Annotated in this window: 14 protein-coding genes; 3 read left to right on the top strand and 11 right to left on the bottom strand. The window is 70.9% G+C overall.

Annotated elements, in window-relative coordinates; genetic code table 11:
• Positions 1–87: 87 nt before the first annotated feature.
• From odhB to purB, 5 genes are all read right to left on the bottom strand, one after another.
• Positions 88–1,299 carry a 2-oxoglutarate dehydrogenase complex dihydrolipoyllysine-residue succinyltransferase gene (gene odhB, locus ABFC67_RS02080; RefSeq protein WP_346736373.1) on the bottom strand — a complete coding sequence of 404 codons (1,212 nt, stop codon included), beginning with the start codon at positions 1,297–1,299 and terminating at the stop codon, positions 88–90.
• A 42-nt stretch (positions 1,300–1,341) separates the two neighbouring features.
• Complete coding sequence (locus tag ABFC67_RS02075; protein ID WP_346736372.1) at positions 1,342–4,167, bottom strand: 2-oxoglutarate dehydrogenase E1 component; 2,826 nt, start codon at positions 4,165–4,167, stop codon at positions 1,342–1,344.
• A 158-nt stretch (positions 4,168–4,325) separates the two neighbouring features.
• Positions 4,326–4,829: a hypothetical protein gene (locus ABFC67_RS02070; protein WP_346736371.1), complete on the bottom strand. Its 504-nt coding sequence runs from the start codon at positions 4,827–4,829 to the stop codon at positions 4,326–4,328.
• Complete coding sequence (locus ABFC67_RS02065; RefSeq protein WP_346736370.1) at positions 4,826–6,025, bottom strand: cupin domain-containing protein; 1,200 nt, start codon at positions 6,023–6,025, stop codon at positions 4,826–4,828. The genes ABFC67_RS02070 and ABFC67_RS02065 overlap by 4 nt, the downstream gene beginning before the upstream one ends.
• A gap of 1 nt (position 6,026) precedes the next feature.
• Positions 6,027–7,394, bottom strand: a complete 1,368-nt coding sequence (gene purB / locus ABFC67_RS02060) for an adenylosuccinate lyase (RefSeq protein ID WP_346736369.1) — start codon at positions 7,392–7,394, stop codon at positions 6,027–6,029.
• A 100-nt stretch (positions 7,395–7,494) separates the two neighbouring features.
• Here purB and ABFC67_RS02055 point away from each other — a divergent pair, with 100 nt between their 5' ends.
• Positions 7,495–8,880, top strand: a complete 1,386-nt coding sequence (locus ABFC67_RS02055; protein WP_346736368.1) for a class II fumarate hydratase — start codon at positions 7,495–7,497, stop codon at positions 8,878–8,880.
• Between the two features lie 122 nt (positions 8,881–9,002).
• On the top strand, positions 9,003–10,151 hold the full coding sequence (locus ABFC67_RS02050; RefSeq protein WP_346736367.1) for a hypothetical protein: 1,149 nt from the start codon (positions 9,003–9,005) through the stop codon (positions 10,149–10,151).
• A 198-nt stretch (positions 10,152–10,349) separates the two neighbouring features.
• Here ABFC67_RS02050 and ABFC67_RS02045 read toward each other — a convergent pair whose 3' ends face one another.
• From ABFC67_RS02045 to ABFC67_RS02020, 6 genes are all read right to left on the bottom strand, one after another.
• A complete protein-coding gene (locus tag ABFC67_RS02045; RefSeq protein WP_346736366.1) occupies positions 10,350–10,889 on the bottom strand; it encodes a hypothetical protein in 540 nt (179 codons plus the stop codon).
• A 41-nt stretch (positions 10,890–10,930) separates the two neighbouring features.
• Positions 10,931–11,881 (bottom strand): hypothetical protein, encoded by a 951-nt coding sequence (locus ABFC67_RS02040; RefSeq protein ID WP_346736365.1) that lies wholly within the window; start codon positions 11,879–11,881, stop codon positions 10,931–10,933.
• Positions 11,878–12,735 (bottom strand): ABC transporter ATP-binding protein, encoded by an 858-nt coding sequence (locus ABFC67_RS02035; protein WP_346736364.1) that lies wholly within the window; start codon positions 12,733–12,735, stop codon positions 11,878–11,880. Before ABFC67_RS02035 ends, ABFC67_RS02040 begins: the two co-directional genes overlap by 4 nt.
• Positions 12,732–13,106: a GntR family transcriptional regulator gene (locus tag ABFC67_RS02030; protein WP_346736363.1), complete on the bottom strand. Its 375-nt coding sequence runs from the start codon at positions 13,104–13,106 to the stop codon at positions 12,732–12,734. Before ABFC67_RS02030 ends, ABFC67_RS02035 begins: the two co-directional genes overlap by 4 nt.
• 4 nt (positions 13,107–13,110) lie before the next feature.
• The gene (locus tag ABFC67_RS02025) at positions 13,111–13,443 is read right to left on the bottom strand and encodes a hypothetical protein (protein WP_346736362.1); all 333 of its coding nucleotides are present in this window, start codon (positions 13,441–13,443) and stop codon (positions 13,111–13,113) included.
• A 206-nt stretch (positions 13,444–13,649) separates the two neighbouring features.
• Positions 13,650–15,530 carry an ATP-binding cassette domain-containing protein gene (locus ABFC67_RS02020; protein ID WP_346736360.1) on the bottom strand — a complete coding sequence of 627 codons (1,881 nt, stop codon included), beginning with the start codon at positions 15,528–15,530 and terminating at the stop codon, positions 13,650–13,652.
• Positions 15,531–15,852: 322 nt separating this feature from the next.
• On the opposite strand from ABFC67_RS02020, the gene ABFC67_RS02015 reads away from it, so the two are divergent.
• Positions 15,853–16,587 (top strand): FKBP-type peptidyl-prolyl cis-trans isomerase, encoded by a 735-nt coding sequence (locus ABFC67_RS02015; protein WP_346736359.1) that lies wholly within the window; start codon positions 15,853–15,855, stop codon positions 16,585–16,587.
• Positions 16,588–16,627 lie beyond the last annotated feature (40 nt).

The following is a 16,627-nucleotide window of genomic DNA, read 5'->3' as shown; positions in this document are numbered from 1 at the left end:
GAGACGTGAGGCAGGAGAGGGCAGACGCGTGCAGCGGACGGAGGGCCGGGGATGCGCATCGCCCGTGGCCCTCCGCGCGTTCCGCGGTCAGAGCCCCAGCAGCATGCGGTGCGGGTTTTCGAGCTGGTTCTTGATGTCGACCAGGAACAGCACCGCGTCCTTGCCGTCGATGATGCGGTGGTCGTAGGAGATCGCGATGTACATCATCGGCGCGGCGACCACCTGGCCGTTCTCGACGATGGCGCGGTCCTTGATCGTGTGCATGCCGAGGATCGCGCTCTGCGGCGGGTTGACGATCGGCGTCGACAGCAGCGAGCCGAAGGTGCCGCCGTTGGTGATGGTGAAGGTGCCGCCCTGCAGTTCGTCCAGGGTCAGGCCGCCCTTGCGCGCGCGCTCGGCGAAGTTGCCGATCGTCTTCTCGATGTCGGCGAAGCTCATGTCCTGCGCGTCGCGCAGCACCGGCGTGACCAGGCCCTTTTCGGTCGCCACCGCGATCGAGATGTCCTGGTAGCCGTGGTAGATGATGTCGTTGCCGTCGACCGAGGCGTTGACCACCGGATGGCGCTTCAGCGCCTCGCAGGCGGCCTTGACGAAGAAGCTCATGTAGCCGAGCTTGACGCCGTGCTCCTTCTGGAACTGCTCGCCGAAGGCCTTGCGCATCTTCGCGACCTGGGCGAGGTTGATCTCGTTGAACGAGGTCAGCATCGCGATCGAGTTCTTCGATTGCATCAGGCGTTCGGCGATGCGCGCGCGGATGCGCGTCATCGGCACGCGCTCCTCGGGACGCGCGCCCGGGGTCGGCTTCGCCGCCGGCGCCGCGGGCGTGGCCGGGGCGACGCCGCCCTTGGCGTAGTTGACCAGGTCTTCCTTGGTCACGCGGCCGTCGCGGCCGGTGCCGGCGACCTTGGACGGTTCGATCCGCGCCTCGACGGCGACGCGGCGGCCGGCCGGCGACAGTTCCTCGACGCCCTTCGGCGCCGGCTGCGCTTCGGCCTTGGCGGCGGGCGCGGGCGCTTCGGCGGCGGCGGGCTTGGCCGCGGCGGCGGGCGCGGCGGCCGCGACGCCTTCCTCGATCACCGCGATCACTTCCTGGCTGGTCACGGTGTCGCCGGTGTTCTTGACGATGCTCTTCAGCACGCCGTCGACCGGCGCCGGCACTTCCAGCACCACCTTGTCGGTCTCCAGATCGACGAGGTTCTCGTCGCGCTTCACCGCCTGGCCGGCCTGCTTGTGCCAGGTGGCGATGGTGGCGTCGGAGACGGATTCGGGCAGGACCGGTACTTTGAGTTCGATGGCCATGAGGTGCGTCCTTTGGCGGCGTTCGTCGGGGCGTCGGGCAGGTTATTCGGAAGCGTGGTCGGCGCCGACCGGTGCGACCAGCGCCTGTTCGACCAGCGCCGCCTGTTCCGCGACATGGGTGCTGTAGTGGCCGCAGGCGGGCGCCGGCGAGCGCGCGCGTCCGGCGTAGGACAGGCTGTGCTTGTCGGTGATGCAGGCCTGCAGGTGGTGGCGGATCTGGAACCAGGCGCCCTGGTTCATCGGCTCCTCCTGGCACCAGACCACTTCCTTCGCGGCCGGATACTTCGCCAGCTCGGCGGCGACCTCGGTGCGCGGGAACGGATATTGCTGCTCGACGCGCACCAGCGCGACGTCCTTGACGCCGCGCTTGTCGGCGTCCTCCAGCAGGTCGTAGTAGACCTTGCCCGAGCACAGCACGACGCGCTTGACCTTCTTCGCGTTCAGTCCGCGCGCGTCGCCGATCACCAACTGGAACGTGCCGCCGGCCAGTTCGTCGAGCGTCGACACTGCCTGCTTGTGGCGCAGCAGCGACTTCGGCGTCATCACCACCAGCGGCTTGCGGATCTTGCGCAGCATCTGCCGGCGGATCATGTGGAAGGCCTGCGCCGGCGTGGTCGGCACGCACACCTGCATGTTGTTCAGCGCGCATAGCTGCAGGTAGCGCTCCAGGCGCGCCGAGGAATGCTCGGGGCCCTGGCCTTCGTAGCCGTGCGGCAGGAACAGGGCGAGGCCGCACATGCGGCCCCACTTGGCCTCGCCGGAGCTGATGAACTGGTCGATCACCACCTGCGCGCCGTTGGCGAAGTCGCCGAATTGGCCCTCCCAGATCGCCAGCGTGTCGGGCTCGGCGGTGGCGTAGCCGTACTCGAACGCCATCACCGCCTCTTCCGACAGGACCGAGTCGATGACCGCGACGGACACGTCTTCACGCACGCGGGCCAGCGGCAGCATGGTCCTGCCGGTGGCCTGGTCGTGCAGCACGGCGTGGCGGTGGAAGAAGGTGCCGCGGCCGGAGTCCTGGCCGACCAGGCGCAGGCCGTAGCCGTCCTCGATCAGCGCGGCGTAGGCGAGGTTCTCGGCGAAGCCCCAGTCCGCGGGCAGCGCCCCGGCGGCCATCTTGCGGCGGTCGTCGTAGATCTTGGCGACGCGCGGATGCAGCTTGACCGCGCCGATGTCGAGGATGGTGTCGAGCAGGGCGGCCATGCGCTTGCGGTCGATGCCGGTCGCCACCGCCTCGTCGAGGCGTCCGTGCAGGTACGGGGTCCAGTCGACCGCGACGGCGTCCTTCGCGTCCTTGTCCAGCTCGGCCACCGGCTGTCCGGCCTCCAGCTTGGCGCGGTAGGCCTCGGCCATCCGGGTCGCGTCGTCGGCGCCGATCACGCCGGCGCCGGCGAGGCGCCTGGCGTACAGCTCGCGCGCGGTGGGCCGTGCGCGGATGATCTGGTACATCAGCGGCTGCGTCGCCGCCGGCTCGTCGGCCTCGTTGTGGCCGTGGCGGCGGTAGCAGACCACGTCGATCACGACGTCCTTCTTGAACGCCTGGCGGAAGTCGTAGGCCAGCCGTGCGACCAGCAGCACCGCTTCGGGATCGTCGCCGTTGACGTGGAACACCGGCGCGCTGACCATCTTGGCGACGTCGGTGCAGTACTGCGCAGAGCGCGCGTCGTGCGGATCCGAGGTGGTGAAGCCGACCTGGTTGTTGATCACCACGTGGACGGTGCCGCCGACCGCGAAGCCGCGCGCCTGCGACATGTTGAACAGCTCCATCACCACGCCCTGGCCGGTGAACGCGGCGTCGCCGTGGATCAGCACCGGCAGCACCTGGCTGCGCGCGTCGTCCTTGCGGCGGGTCTGGCGTGCGCGCACCGAGCCGGCGACCACCGGGTCGACGATCTCCAGGTGCGAGGGGTTGAACGCCAGCGCGAGGTGCACGGTGCCGCCCGGCGTGCGCACGTCGGCGCTGAAGCCCATGTGGTACTTCACGTCGCCGGTATGCGCGGGATCGTCGGGGTGGTCGAACTTGCCCTCGAACTCGTCGAACAGCTTGTGCGGCGGCTTGCCCAGCGTGTTGACCAGCACGTTCAGGCGGCCGCGGTGGGCCATGCCGATCACCACGTCCTTGACGCCGTCGCGGCCGCCGCGGCGCACCATGTCGTCGACCAGCGGGATCAGGCTGTCGCCGCCTTCCAGCGAGAAGCGCTTCTGGCCGACGTACTTGGTGTGCAGGTAGCGCTCCAGGCCTTCGGCCGCGGTCAGGCGCTCCAGCACGCGCAGTTGCTCGTCCTTGCCCAAGCCGGCGTTGCCGTTGGCCTGTTCGAGCCGCGTGTAGATCCAGCGACGCTGGTCGGCGTCGGGGATGTGCATGAACTCGGCGCCGATGGTTGCGGTGTAGGTCGCCTTCAGGCGCGCGATCAGTTCGCGCAGCTTCATGCGCGCGCCGCCGGCGTAGGTGCCGGTGTCGAATTCGGTGTCGAGGTCGGCGTTGCCGAGGCCGTGGAAGGCGAGCTCGAGATCGGGCGCGGGCAGTTTCTGCGCCATCCCCAGCGGGTCGAGGTCGGCGGCGAGGTGGCCGCGCGAGCGGAACGCGGTCAGCAGGCGCAGCACGCCGGCCTGCTTTTGCGCGTGCGCGTCGCCGACCGGCAGCGCGACCGCGCGGTGGTTCAGGCGCTGCGCCGCTTCGATGCGCGCGATCGCCTCGGCGTGCGGCACGTCGCCGGCCTGGCGGCCCTTGAACGCGTCGAAGTAGGCACGCCACTCGGCCGGCACCGCCTCCGGGGTGCGCAGCCAGGTTTCGTACAGGGCTTCGATGTAAGCGGCGTTGCCGCCGCCAAGCTGGGAAGACTCGGAGAACTCTCGCAGTAGGTTCACGCTGTCACCGCAGAAGACGAAAGGGCGCGCTGCCTGCGCGCCCGACGAGCCGCCCGCTGCTCCATGTGCGGGTCGAAAGCCCGCGGATTATAACGGTTTGTTGCTGCGCTGCGGCAAGCAAGCGACCAAGGTCGCGCCGGCGTTCATCCGGGGTGCGGTCAGAGTCCCAGCGCGCGCAGCTCGGTGCACGGCGCGGAGCGCTCCCAGACCTGGTCGAAGTAGGCGGCAAACTGCGCGTGGCGCCCCGGCGCCCAGGTCGAGCCTTCGCCCTCCCAGCGGTCCGCCAGCGTGCGGCACAGGTAGCCGCTGGCGTCGTTGAGCAGGAACGCGGAGGCGTAGTCGCGATCGCCCGGCTCCATCGGGCTGCGCAACTGGAACACGCTGGGCAGGCGCTGCGCCAGCGGCAGCAGGCGGTGGCCGTCGCGCTGCGCCGGGCGCGGGTCGTGCACCAGGATGCGGATGTCCGCGCCGCGGCCGGAGATCGCCACCCGGCGCAGCGCCTCCACGCAGGCTTCCGCATCGAGCAGTCCGGGATCGAGTTCGCGCGTGTAGATGCGCAGCCCGTGGCGGGCGGCGGCCAGCAGGTCGAGCACCGCGGCCAGCGCCTGCTCGCGGGTCGCGCATTCGAGCCGGCGCGGCTCGGGACGCGGCGGCTGGTTCATGGCGCGGCCTTCCGGCGCGGGCGCTGCAGGACCAGGTGGCCGGCGTTGACGAGGTCCAGCGCGACCGCGCGCGCGGCGCGGCTGCGCAGCTCGGCGGCATCGCCGGCGAGCGGATCGGGCGCGCACAGGCGCCGCGCCAGCGCCGGCGGACAGGGCAGGGCGCGGCCGGCGACGAACAGGGTCGCGCCGCGGCCGCTGCGCGCCCAGGCGTAGCGCGACCACGGATGGCGCAGCAGCCGCGCGCCGCCGCCGAGCGCGCGCTCGAACTGCGCGGCGCCGACGGCGCGTGCCGGCGCGGCGGCGTACTGCGCGGCGCGATAGCGGGTGATGAAGCGACCGAACCAGTCGGCGAGCGCGGCGCGGTCGAACGCCTGCGCCAGGGGCCCCAGCGCCGCCGCCGCGCGCGCCAGCGCCGCGGCATCGATCTCGCCGGCGGCGCGCGCCGGCGCGAGGCCGGGGTCGGCGTAGCGCAGCGCTTCCGGCATGCGCTCGGCGAGATGCTCGGCGGCGTCCAGCAGCAGCTCGGTGCGCGACGGCGCGCGCATGCCGAGCGAGAGCGTCATGCACGGCCCGATCGCGACGCCGTCGTGCGGCACGCCCGGCGGCAGGTACAGCATGTCGCCCGGCTCGAGCAGCCAGGCGTGGGTCGGCGCGAACGTGCGCAGCTGCTTCAGCTCGACGTCGTCGCGGCAGTCCTGCGGCGCGTGCGGGTCGGTGCTGATCGCCCAGCGGCGCCGGCCCAGGCCCTGCAGCAGGAACACGTCGTACTGGTCGACGTGCGCGCCGACGCCGCCGCCGTCGGCGGCGTAGCTGACCATCACGTCGTCGATGCGCCACGTCGGCAGGAAGCGGAAGCCGTCGCGCAGCGCGGCGACGTCGGCGTCCCACTTGTCCACGTCCTGCACCAGCAGGGTCCAGTCGGATTCCGGCAGCGCGGCGAATGCCGATTCGGCGAACGGGCCGTTGCGCACGCTCCAGCGGTCGCGGCGGCGGTCGCGCAGCACGATGCGCGCCAGCGCCAGCTCCTCGCAGGCGAGGCCGGCCAGGTCTTCCGGGCCGAGTGGCGGCGCGAAGCCGGGGAAGGCGCCGCGGATCAGCAGCGGACGCTTCTGCCAGTAGTCGCGCAGGAAGCGCGCGGGCGGCATGCCGAGCGGCTGCCCGCGCCGCGCGGCGACCTCGATCGGCGCGCCGCGCATGTCAGACGTCGTGCGCGAGCGCGGCGGCGAGGCCGGTGTAGCCGGCCGGCGTCAGCGCCAGCAGGCGGCTCTTCGCGTCCTGCGGCAGCGCGAGCCCATCGACGAAGGCGCGCATCGCCTCGCGGGTGATGCCGTGGCCGCGGGTCAGCGCCTTCAACTGCTCGTAGGGATTCGGCAGGCCGTATCGGCGCATCACCGTCTGCACGGCCTCGGCCAGCACTTCCCAACTGGCGTCGAGGTCGGCGGCGAGGCGCTCCGGGACGACCTGCAGCTTGCCGAGGCCCTTCTGCAGCGACTCCAGCGCGACCAGCGAGTGGCCGAACGCGGTGCCGAGTGCGCGCAGCACGGTCGAGTCGGTGAGGTCGCGCTGCCAGCGGCTGACCGGCAGCTTCTCGGCGAAGTGGCCGAGCAGCGCGTTGGCCAGGCCGAGGTTGCCCTCGGCGTTCTCGAAGTCGATCGGGTTGACCTTGTGCGGCATCGTCGAGGAGCCGACCTCGCCGGCCTTCAGCGCCTGCCGGAAGTAGCCCAGCGAGATGTAGCCCCAGACGTCGCGCGCCAGGTCGACCAGCACGGTGTTGGCGCGGCGCACCGCGTCGCAGAACTCGGCGATGCAGTCGTGCGGTTCGATCTGCGTGGTGTACGGATTCCACGCCAGGCCCAGGCCCTCGACGAAGCCGCGCGACAGCTCGCGCCAGTCGACGTCGGGGTAGGCGATCGCGTGCGCGTTGTAGTTGCCGACCGCGCCGTTGATCTTGCCGAGGATCTCGACCGCGGCGAGCTGGCGGCGCTGGCGCTGCAGGCGCGCGACGACGTTGGCCAGCTCCTTGCCGAGCGTGGTCGGCGAAGCGGTCTGGCCGTGCGTGCGCGACAGCATCGGCAGGTCGGCGTGCGCGTGCGCCAGGTCGCGCAGCCGCGCGACCACCGCGTCGAAGGCAGGCAGCAGCACGCGCTCGCGCGCGTCGTGCAGCATCAGCGCGTAGGCGAGGTTGTTGATGTCCTCGCTGGTGCAGGCGAAGTGCACGAATTCCTTCGCCTTGGCCAGCGCGGGATCGGCGCCGATGCGCTCCTTGATGAAGTACTCGACCGCCTTGACGTCGTGGTTGGTCTCGCGCTCGATCGTCTTGATGCGCGCGGCGTCCTCCTCCGAGAAGCGCGTGGCGATCGCTTCCAGCGCGGCGCGCGCGGGCGCCGCGAAGGCGGGCAGTTCGACGACGGCGGGATGCTCGGCCAGCGCCAGCAGCCACTGGATCTCGACGTGCACGCGCCGGTGCATCAGCCCGTATTCGCTGAAGATCGGCCGCAGCGGTTCGACCTTGGCGGCGTAGCGGCCGTCGAGCGGCGAGAGGGCGGTCAGGGCGGCGTGCGGCATCGGCGGGGCCTTGGACGAAGGGCGAGCGGCGTATTTTACATCGTGCCGCTATAATGTCGGGCTGCATTTTCCCCATTTGCCAACGGACACGGGAGCCGTCATGAGCCAGGACCGCATCGAGCGCGACAGCATGGGCGAACTCAGGGTCCCTGCTGACGCCCTGTACGGCGCGCAGACCCAGCGCGCGGTGGACAACTTTCCCATTTCCGGCCTGCGCATGCCGCGTGCCTTCATCCGCGCGCTCGGCCTGATCAAGGCCGCCGCCGCCGAGGTCAACGTCGGGCTCGGCCACCTGAAGAAGACCCACGCCGCGGCGATCCGCAAGGCGGCCGAGCACGTCGCCGCCGGCGAGTTCGATGCGCAGTTCCCGATCGACGTCTTCCAGACCGGCTCGGGCACCAGCACCAACATGAACGCCAACGAGGTGATCGCCCACCTCGCCGCGCGCGCCGGCACCAAGGTGCACCCGAACGACCACGTCAACATGGGGCAGAGCTCCAACGACGTGATCCCGACCGCGATCCACGTCAGCGCGACGCTCACCGCCAGCGAGCAATTGCTGCCGGCGCTGAAGCACCTGCAGAAGGCCATCGAGAAGCGCGCCCGCGAGCTTGCCCGCGTGCCGAAAACCGGCCGCACCCACCTGATGGACGCGATGCCGGTGACCTTCGGCCAGGAGTTGTCCGGCTGGGCCGCGCAGATCCGCTCCTGCCGCGCGCGCATCGAGGACGCGCTCGAGCGCACGCGCCGGCTGCCGCAGGGCGGCACCGCGGTCGGCACCGGCATCAACGCCGATCCGAAGTTCGGCCCGGCCATGGCGCGAGCGCTGAGCCGTTCGACCGGCGTGCGCTTCGTCTCCGCCGACAACTATTTCGAAGGCATGGCCGCGCAGGACGCCGCGGTGGAACTTTCCGGCCAGTTGAAGACGCTGGCCTGTGCGCTGATGAAGATCGCCAACGACCTGCGCTGGATGAACTCCGGTCCTCTGGCCGGCATCGGCGAGATCGAGCTGCCGGCGCTGCAGCCGGGTTCGTCGATCATGCCGGGCAAGGTCAACCCGGTGATCCCGGAAGCGGTGACGATGGTCTGCGCGCAGGTGATCGGCAACGACGCCACCGTGACCGTCGCCGGGCAGAGCGGCAACTTCCAGTTGAACGTGATGCTGCCGGTGATCGCCTACAACCTGCTGCAGTCGATCGAGATCCTCGCCAACGCCGCGCGCGCGCTGGCCGATCGCGCCATCGACGGCTTCCGCGTCAACCGCGAGCGCGTCGACGCGGCGCTGGCGCTGAACCCGATCCTGGTCACCGCGCTGAATCCGGTGATCGGCTACGAGAAGGGCGCGGCGACCGCCAAGCGCGCCTACAAGGAAAAGCGCCCGATCCTCGACGTCGCGCTGGAAACCACCGGCCTGCCGCGCAGGGAGCTGCAGAAGCTGCTCGACCCGGCCGCCTTGACCAAGGGTGGCATCCACGGCGGCGGCTGATCCCATCCCCTCCGGCGCCTCGCGTCCCGCGAGCCGTGGCGAGCGACACGTATCGCCGCGGCGTACCGGGGCATCATGCGCCTGCTCGCGTTACCTCCCTTCATGATGCTGGAGTCGATGTGATGCTCAAACGTGCACTGTGGGCGGCGCTGCTCGTCGCCGCCGGCGCCTACGCGCAGGAAGTGGCCGTGCAGGGTCCGGACCTGCTGGCCGGCAAGGCGGATGCCAGGTTGGCCGCGCTGGGCCGCGAGGCGGCGGCGTCGGACAAAGTGGTCGTGGTCAACGCGCCGAAGTACTGGCAGAGCCAGGTTGCGGCGAAGATCCGCGCCGGCGGCAAGGCCGAGATCCGATTCAACGACAGCTTCTTCGAGAACGTGCTGGTGCGCGTCGAGGACAAGTCGGCCGCGCGCGAGGAGCCCAAGGCGGCCGCCGAAAGCCGGCCGGAGCCGCGCAGCGAGCCCAGGCCGGCGGCGAAGCCCGCGGCGAGGCCGGCTCCGGTGACCCAGGATCCGGGTCCGATCGCCGCGCCGGCCCCCGCGCCTGCCGTGGCCGAGACGCCTGCGCCGGAGCCGGCGCCGGCCGCGCAGCCCGCCGCCGCCGCGCCGTTGCCGACGCTGCCTCCCGCACCTGCGCCCGCACCCGCTGCCGCACCGAAGTCGGTCGCGCCGGCAGCGCCGGTGGCGGCCGCGCTGCCCGCGCCGGGCGCCGATGTCGCCGCCATCCGCCGCGGCTTCGAGCAGAACCTCAACGAGGGCAAGCCGGCCAAGGGCGAGCTGCAGGAAACCGAGCTGCTGGTTGGCGACACCGTGTTCGTGAACGGCCCGGTGCGCGCGGTGGTGCGGCGCGGCGCGCTGCACAACGACCTGTTCTGGCTCGGCGGATCGGCCGACATGGAACGCGTGCAGTACCGCCCGATCGGCGGCGATCGCTACGAGCTGACCGACCGCATCACCGCGAACACGCCGGTGGAGCACCGCAGCAGCGCCGGCAGCCAGCGCCTCGCGGCGGCGATCCCGGCGGCGAATTCGCCGGTGCGCGCCGAGCTGGAGAAGCGGTACAACGACGGCCGCAGCATCGGCGACAGCGTCGGCAAGGCCGGCCTGCGCAACGGCGACCTGGTCTATACCGGGCAAGGCGCCGCGGTGGTGGTCCGCCGCGACGGCTCGTTGCGCCTGCGCTACTGGCTGGAAGGGCAGATCGACCTGGGCCAGCCCGCGCTGAAGAAGCTCGGCGGCAACGCCTACCAGGTGGTCGGCTCGCGCGTCGAATAGGCGCGACGCATCGGGCAAGCGAAAAGCCGCCGGGGCGATCCGGCGGCTTTTTTTTTCGATTCTTCTCCGAAGCTGGGGAGGCTTCGGCCCCGAATCGCCCGTGCGGCGGAAGGGCTTCAGCCCGCATCGCGCTTTCGAGATCGCGGCCGAAGCCGCTTCCGCCGCGGGGAAGAACCTTCCCTGCGCCGGTCGACCGCATCAGCGGTCGCAGCGCTCCGCGTCGCCGGCGTCGATGCGCGCGTAGGGGCGGAATGCCGGCAATTGCGTCGCGATGGCGTCCTGGGTCGCGCGCAGTTGCTTCAGGTCGGCGCAGAGCTTGCGCGCCTGGACCTCGACCACCTGTGCGCGTGTGTCCACTTCCTTGTGGATGCGGTCCGGGTTGCCGCTGGCCAGACCGGAGATCACGCTGCCGATGGCGTGGCCGGCGACGGCCAGGCCCGCCTTGCCGGTGGCGATGCCGTCGTCGCGCAGCGCCCCTGCCTCGGCGCGGTAGCGCGCCAACTGTTCGCGCTGCGCCGGTGTGGTCGCGACCTCGCGATCGCCGATGCGCAGGTCGCCGGCCGGGCCGATGCTCGCGTCCGGCGCGCCCGGCGCGCGCACCACGGCGCGGTCGCCGCGCACCGCGATGTACGCGTCGTCCGTCGTCACGGCGTCGTCCGGATTGGCGTGGCCGCAGCCGGCGAGCGCCGCGGCCAGTGCGCCGGCGAGCATAAGCAGGGAAATCCTGGATGTCGTCATGGGGTTGAACCTCGGTCGGGGCTGCGCGTCCGCGTGGGCGCTCAGCTGTCGTCGCGCCAGCGGCGGAACCAGATCGCCGCGCCGATCAGTGCCGCACCCACCGCGACGCCGATCCACATTTCCGGCGTGGCCAGCGTGCCGAGCACGTTGGACGGGGCCAGTTGCTCCATGATGTCGCCGTCGTGGAAGCCGTGATGGCCGAAGCCCTGTGCCTGCCAGGCCGCGCCGGGTGCGATGCCGAGCAGCAGCCGGCCGACGTTGCTCGTCATCGTCGAGCTGTCGATGTGCGGCAGGCCCATGGCGCCGAACCAGGCGTTGAGCGTGATCGCGACCACCGGCACCAGCACCGCCCATAGGAACGGCTTGCTGCGCACGCTGGACGACCAGAACAGCAGCCAGCCGATGCAGGGCAGCGCCCACAGCGCGTCCACCGGCACGGTCAGCAGCAGGCGCCAGGCCATGCCGAGCGGATGCGCAGCGGCGATCACCGGCAGGGCGTTGACGCCGTGCAGCGCGCTCCACAGCGTGACCAGCGTCAGCAGGGCTAGGTAGCCCACGGTAGCCACCGCCAGCGCGATCAGCGGCGCCATCAGCATGGCCGTAACCGTCTTCGACAGCACCGTGGCGGTATCGGAGATCGGCAGCGATTTCCAGAACAGCACGCTGCGGTCGCGGCGGTCGTCGTACAGCGCGCCGAGCAGATAGAAGAACAGCACGAAGAACAGCACCACGGCGAGAACGGAGGTCAGCACTAGCTGGCCGTAGTCCAGCGTGAGTCCGGCTCTGGCGATGTCGCCGGCGTCCATCTCGCTGTGCAGGCGGCCGAGGTTGAAGAACATCTGCACGTTGCCGCGGATGCGGAACACTTCCGTGGTGACGATGCCCATCACCGTGAGGATCAGGATCGCGCACGTGGTCCACACCGGCGCCCACAGGAAGCCGCCGCGGTGTTCCCAGTACTCGCGCTTGAGCAGCCAGGTGAAGGTCTTCATGCGTAGGTGCCTTTCATGGTGGCGACGAACAGGTCGGCGACCGACGGGCGCCGCACTTCGCCGAGCGTCTCCAGTCGCGCGCGCTCGACGCCGTCGAACAGGAAGATGTTCTTGCCGAAGATCTGGCGCTCGTCGAGCGGATTCAGCGCGCGCGCGCTGTCGGCGTGTTCGGCGTTGACCATCACCTCGACGAAGCGCTCGCCGACCGCATCCATGTCGGCATCCAGCACGATCTTGCCGTCGCGGATGAACATCAGGTCGGTGAGGATGTGCTCGATCTCCTCGACCTGGTGGGTGGTGACCAGGATGGTCTTCTGTTCGTCGAAATAGTCTTCCAGCAGGCTCTGGTAGAAGCTCTTGCGATACAGGATGTCGAGGCCGAGGGTCGGCTCGTCCAGCACCAGCAGGCGCGCGTCGATCGCCATCACCAGGGCCAGGTGCAGTTGCACGATCATGCCCTTGGAGAGTTCCTTCACGCGCTGGCGCATCTGCACCTTGGTGCGCGCCAGGAAGCGCTCGCACTTGGCGCGGTCGAAGCGCGGGTGCACGGCGCCGACGAAGTCGATCACCTGGGCGACGCGCATCCAGCGCGGCAGCACCGCCACGTCGGCGATGAAGCACACCTGCTGCATCAGCTCGTGGCGCTGCCTGCGCGGATCGAGGCCGAGCACGGAAAGCTCGCCCTGGAAATCGGTGAGGCCGAGGATCGCCTTCAGCGCGGTGGTCTTGCCGGCGCCGTTGGGGCCGATCAGGCCGACGATGCGGCCGCCCTCGATCTCGAAGTCCACGCCGTCCAGCGCCACGGTCTTGCCGTAGCGTTTGCTCAGGCCGCTGGCCTTGATCACGGCGCTCATGACCCGCTCCTTTCGTGTTTGCGCGCCGCCTCGATCAGGGCGTCGATGTCCAGGCCCATGCGCTTGAGGCGGGCGTAGATCGCCGGCCATTCCTCGCGCAGGAACCGCTCGCGTTCGGATTTCAGCAGCGCCTCGCGCGTACCTTCCATCACGTACATGCCCAAGCCCCTCCGTTTTTCGACCAGATGCTCGTCGACCAGCTCCTGATACGCCTTCGAGACCGTCAGCGGATTGATCTGGAAATCCGCGGCGACCTGGCGCACCGAGGGCAGGGCGTCGCCCTCGTTCAGGGCACCGTCCAGGATCATCGCCACCACGCGGTCGCGCAGTTGGCGATAGATCGGGACGTTGTCGTTCCACGTCGTGGTCATGTGTTCAATCCTTGCTTGCGCGCGCGAGCCTGCCGCCAAACGAATAGTAGGGCATGCTCAGGCTCGGGCTGGCCGCGCCGCCGCTGGCGGCCAGGCCACCCGGCGTCGGGGCCGCGATGCCCGCCGCCTCCCAGTCCGCGCGCGAAGGACGCACGGTGACGGTGGGAAGCGTGACCGCCGGCAGCGGCGCCGGGGACGCCGCGGGGGCGGTGAGGGCGGCCGGGACGGCGGGCGCCGCGGAGGGGGCGGGCAGGCGGGCCATGTGCAGCGCCGCGAACGTCGCCGCGGCCAGCACCAGGATGGATGCCGTCAGGGAAGTCAGCGCAGCGGTCTTCATGGGAGGCCTCCAGGGGTGGCCGTGTTGAGTAGTGTTGTAGTTAAGTATAACACCATAACGACACCTGTCAACCTCCGTCGGCGCGCCCCTGCCTTCAGTCACACCCGTCCGCGTCAACGACAGCCGCAAGCGCGGAAAAGCCCGGAAGAAGGTGCCGCAAATGGTTGAATGGATGGAGGGCCGCCGTGATGGCGGCCTGCGCCGCGTCAGCCGGCGGCTTCGAGCGCGCCCTGCGCGTCCAGCCAGGCGTCCTCGGCCGCCGCGATCGCCGCGGCGAGTTCGCGCTGGCGCCGGCCCAGCGCGGCGATACGGCTGGCGCCGTCGCCGGCGGCGTACAGCGCCGGATCCGCCAGCGCGGCATCGACCGTGCGCTTTTCGGCGGCGAGGCTTTCGATTTCGCGCTCCAGCTTCTGCGCGGCGTTGCGCAGTGGCGCGAGGCGGGCGCGCTGCTCGGCGCGGTCGCGACGCTCGTCGCGCCGGCTGGCGGCCTCGGCGGCGGGCGGCTGCGCGTCCTCGCGCGCTTCGCGGGCGAGCAGGCGGGCGTAGTCGTCGAGGTCGCCGTCATAAGGTACGGCCCGGCCGCGCGCGACGTGCAGCAGGGTGTCGCAGGTGGCGCGGATCAGCGCGCGGTCGTGCGCGACCAGTACCAGCGCGCCGTCGTAGGTGTTCAGTGCGTCGGCCAGCGCCTCGCGCATTTCGAGATCGAGATGGTTGGTCGGCTCGTCGAGCAGCAGCAGATTGGGTTTCGTATAGGCGATCAGGGCGAGGCACAGTCGCGCCTTCTCGCCGCCGGACAGCGGTGCGACCGGCTCCAGCGCGCGCTCGCCGGAGAAGCCGAAACTGCCGAGGAAGTCGCGGCCGGCCTGCTCGCCAAGTTTCGGATCCAGCCGGCGCAGGTGCGCGAGCGGCGTCGCCGCGGGATCGAGCTGCTCCAACTGGTGCTGCGCGAAGTAGCCGACCACCAAGCCCTTGCCTTCGGTGCGCGCGCCCGCCTGCGGCGCCAGCGCGCCCGCAAGCAGCTTCACCAGCGTCGACTTGCCGTTGCCGTTGGCGCCGAGCAGCGCGATGCGCTCGCCGGGCGCGACGTTCAGCGATACGCCGTCGAGCACGCGCCGCGCGCCGTAGCCGGCGGCGGCGTCCTCCAGCCGCAGCAGCGGATTCGGCAGCGCGGCCGGTTCGGCGAACGCGATCGACAGCGTCGCCTCGTCGCGCGGCGCGGCGATCTCCGCCATGCGCTCCAGCGCCTTCAGGCGGCTCTGCGCCTGGCGCGCCTTGCTGGCCTTGGCGCGGAAGCGTTCGACGAAGACCTGCATGCGCGCGCGCTGCTCGGCCTGGCGCGCGGCCAGCACCTGCTGCTGCGCCAGCCGCTCGGCGCGCACGCGGCGGAACGCGCTGAAGCCGCCGGCGAACAGCTCCAGCCTTTCGTCGGCGATGTGCAGGGTGTGGGTGGTGACGCTGTCGAGGAATTCGCGGTCGTGCGAGATCAGCAGCAGGGTGCCCGGGTAGCGCCGCAGCCACTGCTCCAGCCAGACCACCGCGTCGATGTCGAGATGGTTGGTCGGCTCGTCAAGCAGCAGCAGGTCGGAACGCGTCATCAGCGCCTGGGCGAGGTTGAGGCGCATGCGCCAGCCGCCGGAGAACTCCGCCACCGGGCGGCCCAGGTCGTCGGACGCGAAGCCGAGGCCGGCCAGCAACCGGGCGGCGCGCGCGCGCGCGGCATAACCGCCGATCGCGTGCAGGCGTTCGTGCAGCGCGGCCTGGCGCGCGGCGTCGTGCGCGGCTTCGGCGTCGGCCAGCTCGCGTTCCAGCGCGCGCAGCTCGGTGTCGCCGTCGAGCACGTGTCCCAGCGCGGCGCAGGGCAGTGCGGGCGTTTCCTGGTGCACCCAGGCCAGCGTCCAGTCGCGCGGGCGGCGGAATTCGCCGAGATCGGGCGCGAGCTCGCCGGCGACGAGGCCGAACAGGCTGGTCTTGCCGCTGCCGTTGCGGCCAGTCACGCCGACGCGCCAGCCGGCATGGACGGCAAGGCTGGCGTCGCGGAACAGCACGCGCGGACCGCGGCGCAGGGCGAGGGCATCGAAGGCAAGCATCCGCATAGTTTAGCGGTGCGCCCGTGCCGAACGCCTGCGGAGACGGCTCCGGGTGGGCCGACGACAGGCAGGGCGCCGCGTCCCGCCGCCACGTGTGAAGGGAGGCAACTTCCTCGCGCGGGCAGGGGCGGGCATGCGGGGCGGCGCCTTCGAGTGTGCCTGCGACGCGGATTCCGGCGTTCCCCCGGGAACCTCGGGACATGAATGGCGTCCAACGCTCACGTTGCGAATGCGCGGGGGGCGCCGCACAATGCTGCGCCCGCCGTTCCACCGTGGCGGCCTGCCGGCTGCGCCGGAATTCCCATTACAGAGGTACACACTGATGAAGCACGTTCTGCGTCCCACGCTGTCCGCGGTGGCTATGCTCGCGGCGCTGGGCATCGTCGGCACCGCACTGGCGGCCGCGCCGACCACCGAAAAGGACAAGGCCAGCTACGTGGTCGGTATGGATATGGCCAACAACATTCCGCCGATCGTGCGCGAAGAGTTGAACCCGGCCGTGGTGGCAGATGCGCTGCGCACGGTGCTGTCCGGGCAGAAGGCCGCGCTCAGCGAGCAGGATGCCCAAGCCATCCGCCAGGCCTTCGTGGCCAAGCTGAAGACCAAGGCCGAGGCCCAGGAGAAGGCCGAGGCGACCAAGAACAAGGCCGAAGGCGACGCTTTCCTGGCGAAGAACAAGGCGCGCGCCGGCGTGAAGGTCACGCCGTCCGGCCTGCAGTACGAAGTGGTTGCGATGGGCACCGGCCCCAAGCCCGGCCCGAACGATACCGTGCAGATCAACTACACCGGCACGCTGATCAACGGCACCAAGTTCGACGCGTCCGCCGACCACGGCGGCCCGGCGGCGCTGCCGCTGGCCAGCGTGTTCCCGGGCTTCAAGGAAGCGATGCAGCTGATGCCGGAAGGCAGCCACTTCAAGTTCGTGATCCCGTCCAACCTCGCTTACGGCGACAAGGCCGCGAGCCCGGTGATCGGCCCGAACTCGACGCTGCTGTTCGACGTCACCCTGCTCAAGGCCAACGTGCCGGCGCCGCAGCCGCAGCCGCAGGGCAAGTAATTCCCACGCGGGTACGCGACGGGGCGCGGGCAATCCGCGC

The sequence above is a fragment of the Mizugakiibacter sp. genome (genome assembly GCF_039680435.1).
Classification (GTDB): Bacteria; Pseudomonadota; Gammaproteobacteria; order Xanthomonadales; family Rhodanobacteraceae; genus Mizugakiibacter.
The sequence above is the reverse complement of the archived record's forward strand: the minus strand, read 5'-3'. Positions and strand labels throughout refer to the sequence as shown.

Bases quoted from the DNA above. Each gene is read 5' to 3' on its own strand.
- odhB (WP_346736373.1), bottom strand. From the start codon at position 1,299: ATGGCCATCGAACTCAAAGTACCGGTCCTGCCCGAATCCGTCTCCGAC.
- ABFC67_RS02070 (WP_346736371.1), bottom strand. From the start codon at position 4,829: ATGAACCAGCCGCCGCGTCCCGAGCCGCGCCGGCTCGAATGCGCGACC.
- ABFC67_RS02065 (WP_346736370.1), bottom strand. From the start codon at position 6,025: ATGCGCGGCGCGCCGATCGAGGTCGCCGCGCGGCGCGGGCAGCCGCTC.
- purB (WP_346736369.1), bottom strand. From the start codon at position 7,394: ATGCCGCACGCCGCCCTGACCGCCCTCTCGCCGCTCGACGGCCGCTAC.
- ABFC67_RS02055 (WP_346736368.1), top strand. From the start codon at position 7,495: ATGAGCCAGGACCGCATCGAGCGCGACAGCATGGGCGAACTCAGGGTC.
- ABFC67_RS02050 (WP_346736367.1), top strand. From the start codon at position 9,003: ATGCTCAAACGTGCACTGTGGGCGGCGCTGCTCGTCGCCGCCGGCGCC.
- ABFC67_RS02045 (WP_346736366.1), bottom strand. From the start codon at position 10,889: ATGACGACATCCAGGATTTCCCTGCTTATGCTCGCCGGCGCACTGGCC.
- ABFC67_RS02040 (WP_346736365.1), bottom strand. From the start codon at position 11,881: ATGAAGACCTTCACCTGGCTGCTCAAGCGCGAGTACTGGGAACACCGC.
- ABFC67_RS02035 (WP_346736364.1), bottom strand. From the start codon at position 12,735: ATGAGCGCCGTGATCAAGGCCAGCGGCCTGAGCAAACGCTACGGCAAG.
- ABFC67_RS02030 (WP_346736363.1), bottom strand. From the start codon at position 13,106: ATGACCACGACGTGGAACGACAACGTCCCGATCTATCGCCAACTGCGC.
- ABFC67_RS02025 (WP_346736362.1), bottom strand. From the start codon at position 13,443: ATGAAGACCGCTGCGCTGACTTCCCTGACGGCATCCATCCTGGTGCTG.
- ABFC67_RS02020 (WP_346736360.1), bottom strand. From the start codon at position 15,530: ATGCTTGCCTTCGATGCCCTCGCCCTGCGCCGCGGTCCGCGCGTGCTG.
- ABFC67_RS02015 (WP_346736359.1), top strand. From the start codon at position 15,853: ATGAAGCACGTTCTGCGTCCCACGCTGTCCGCGGTGGCTATGCTCGCG.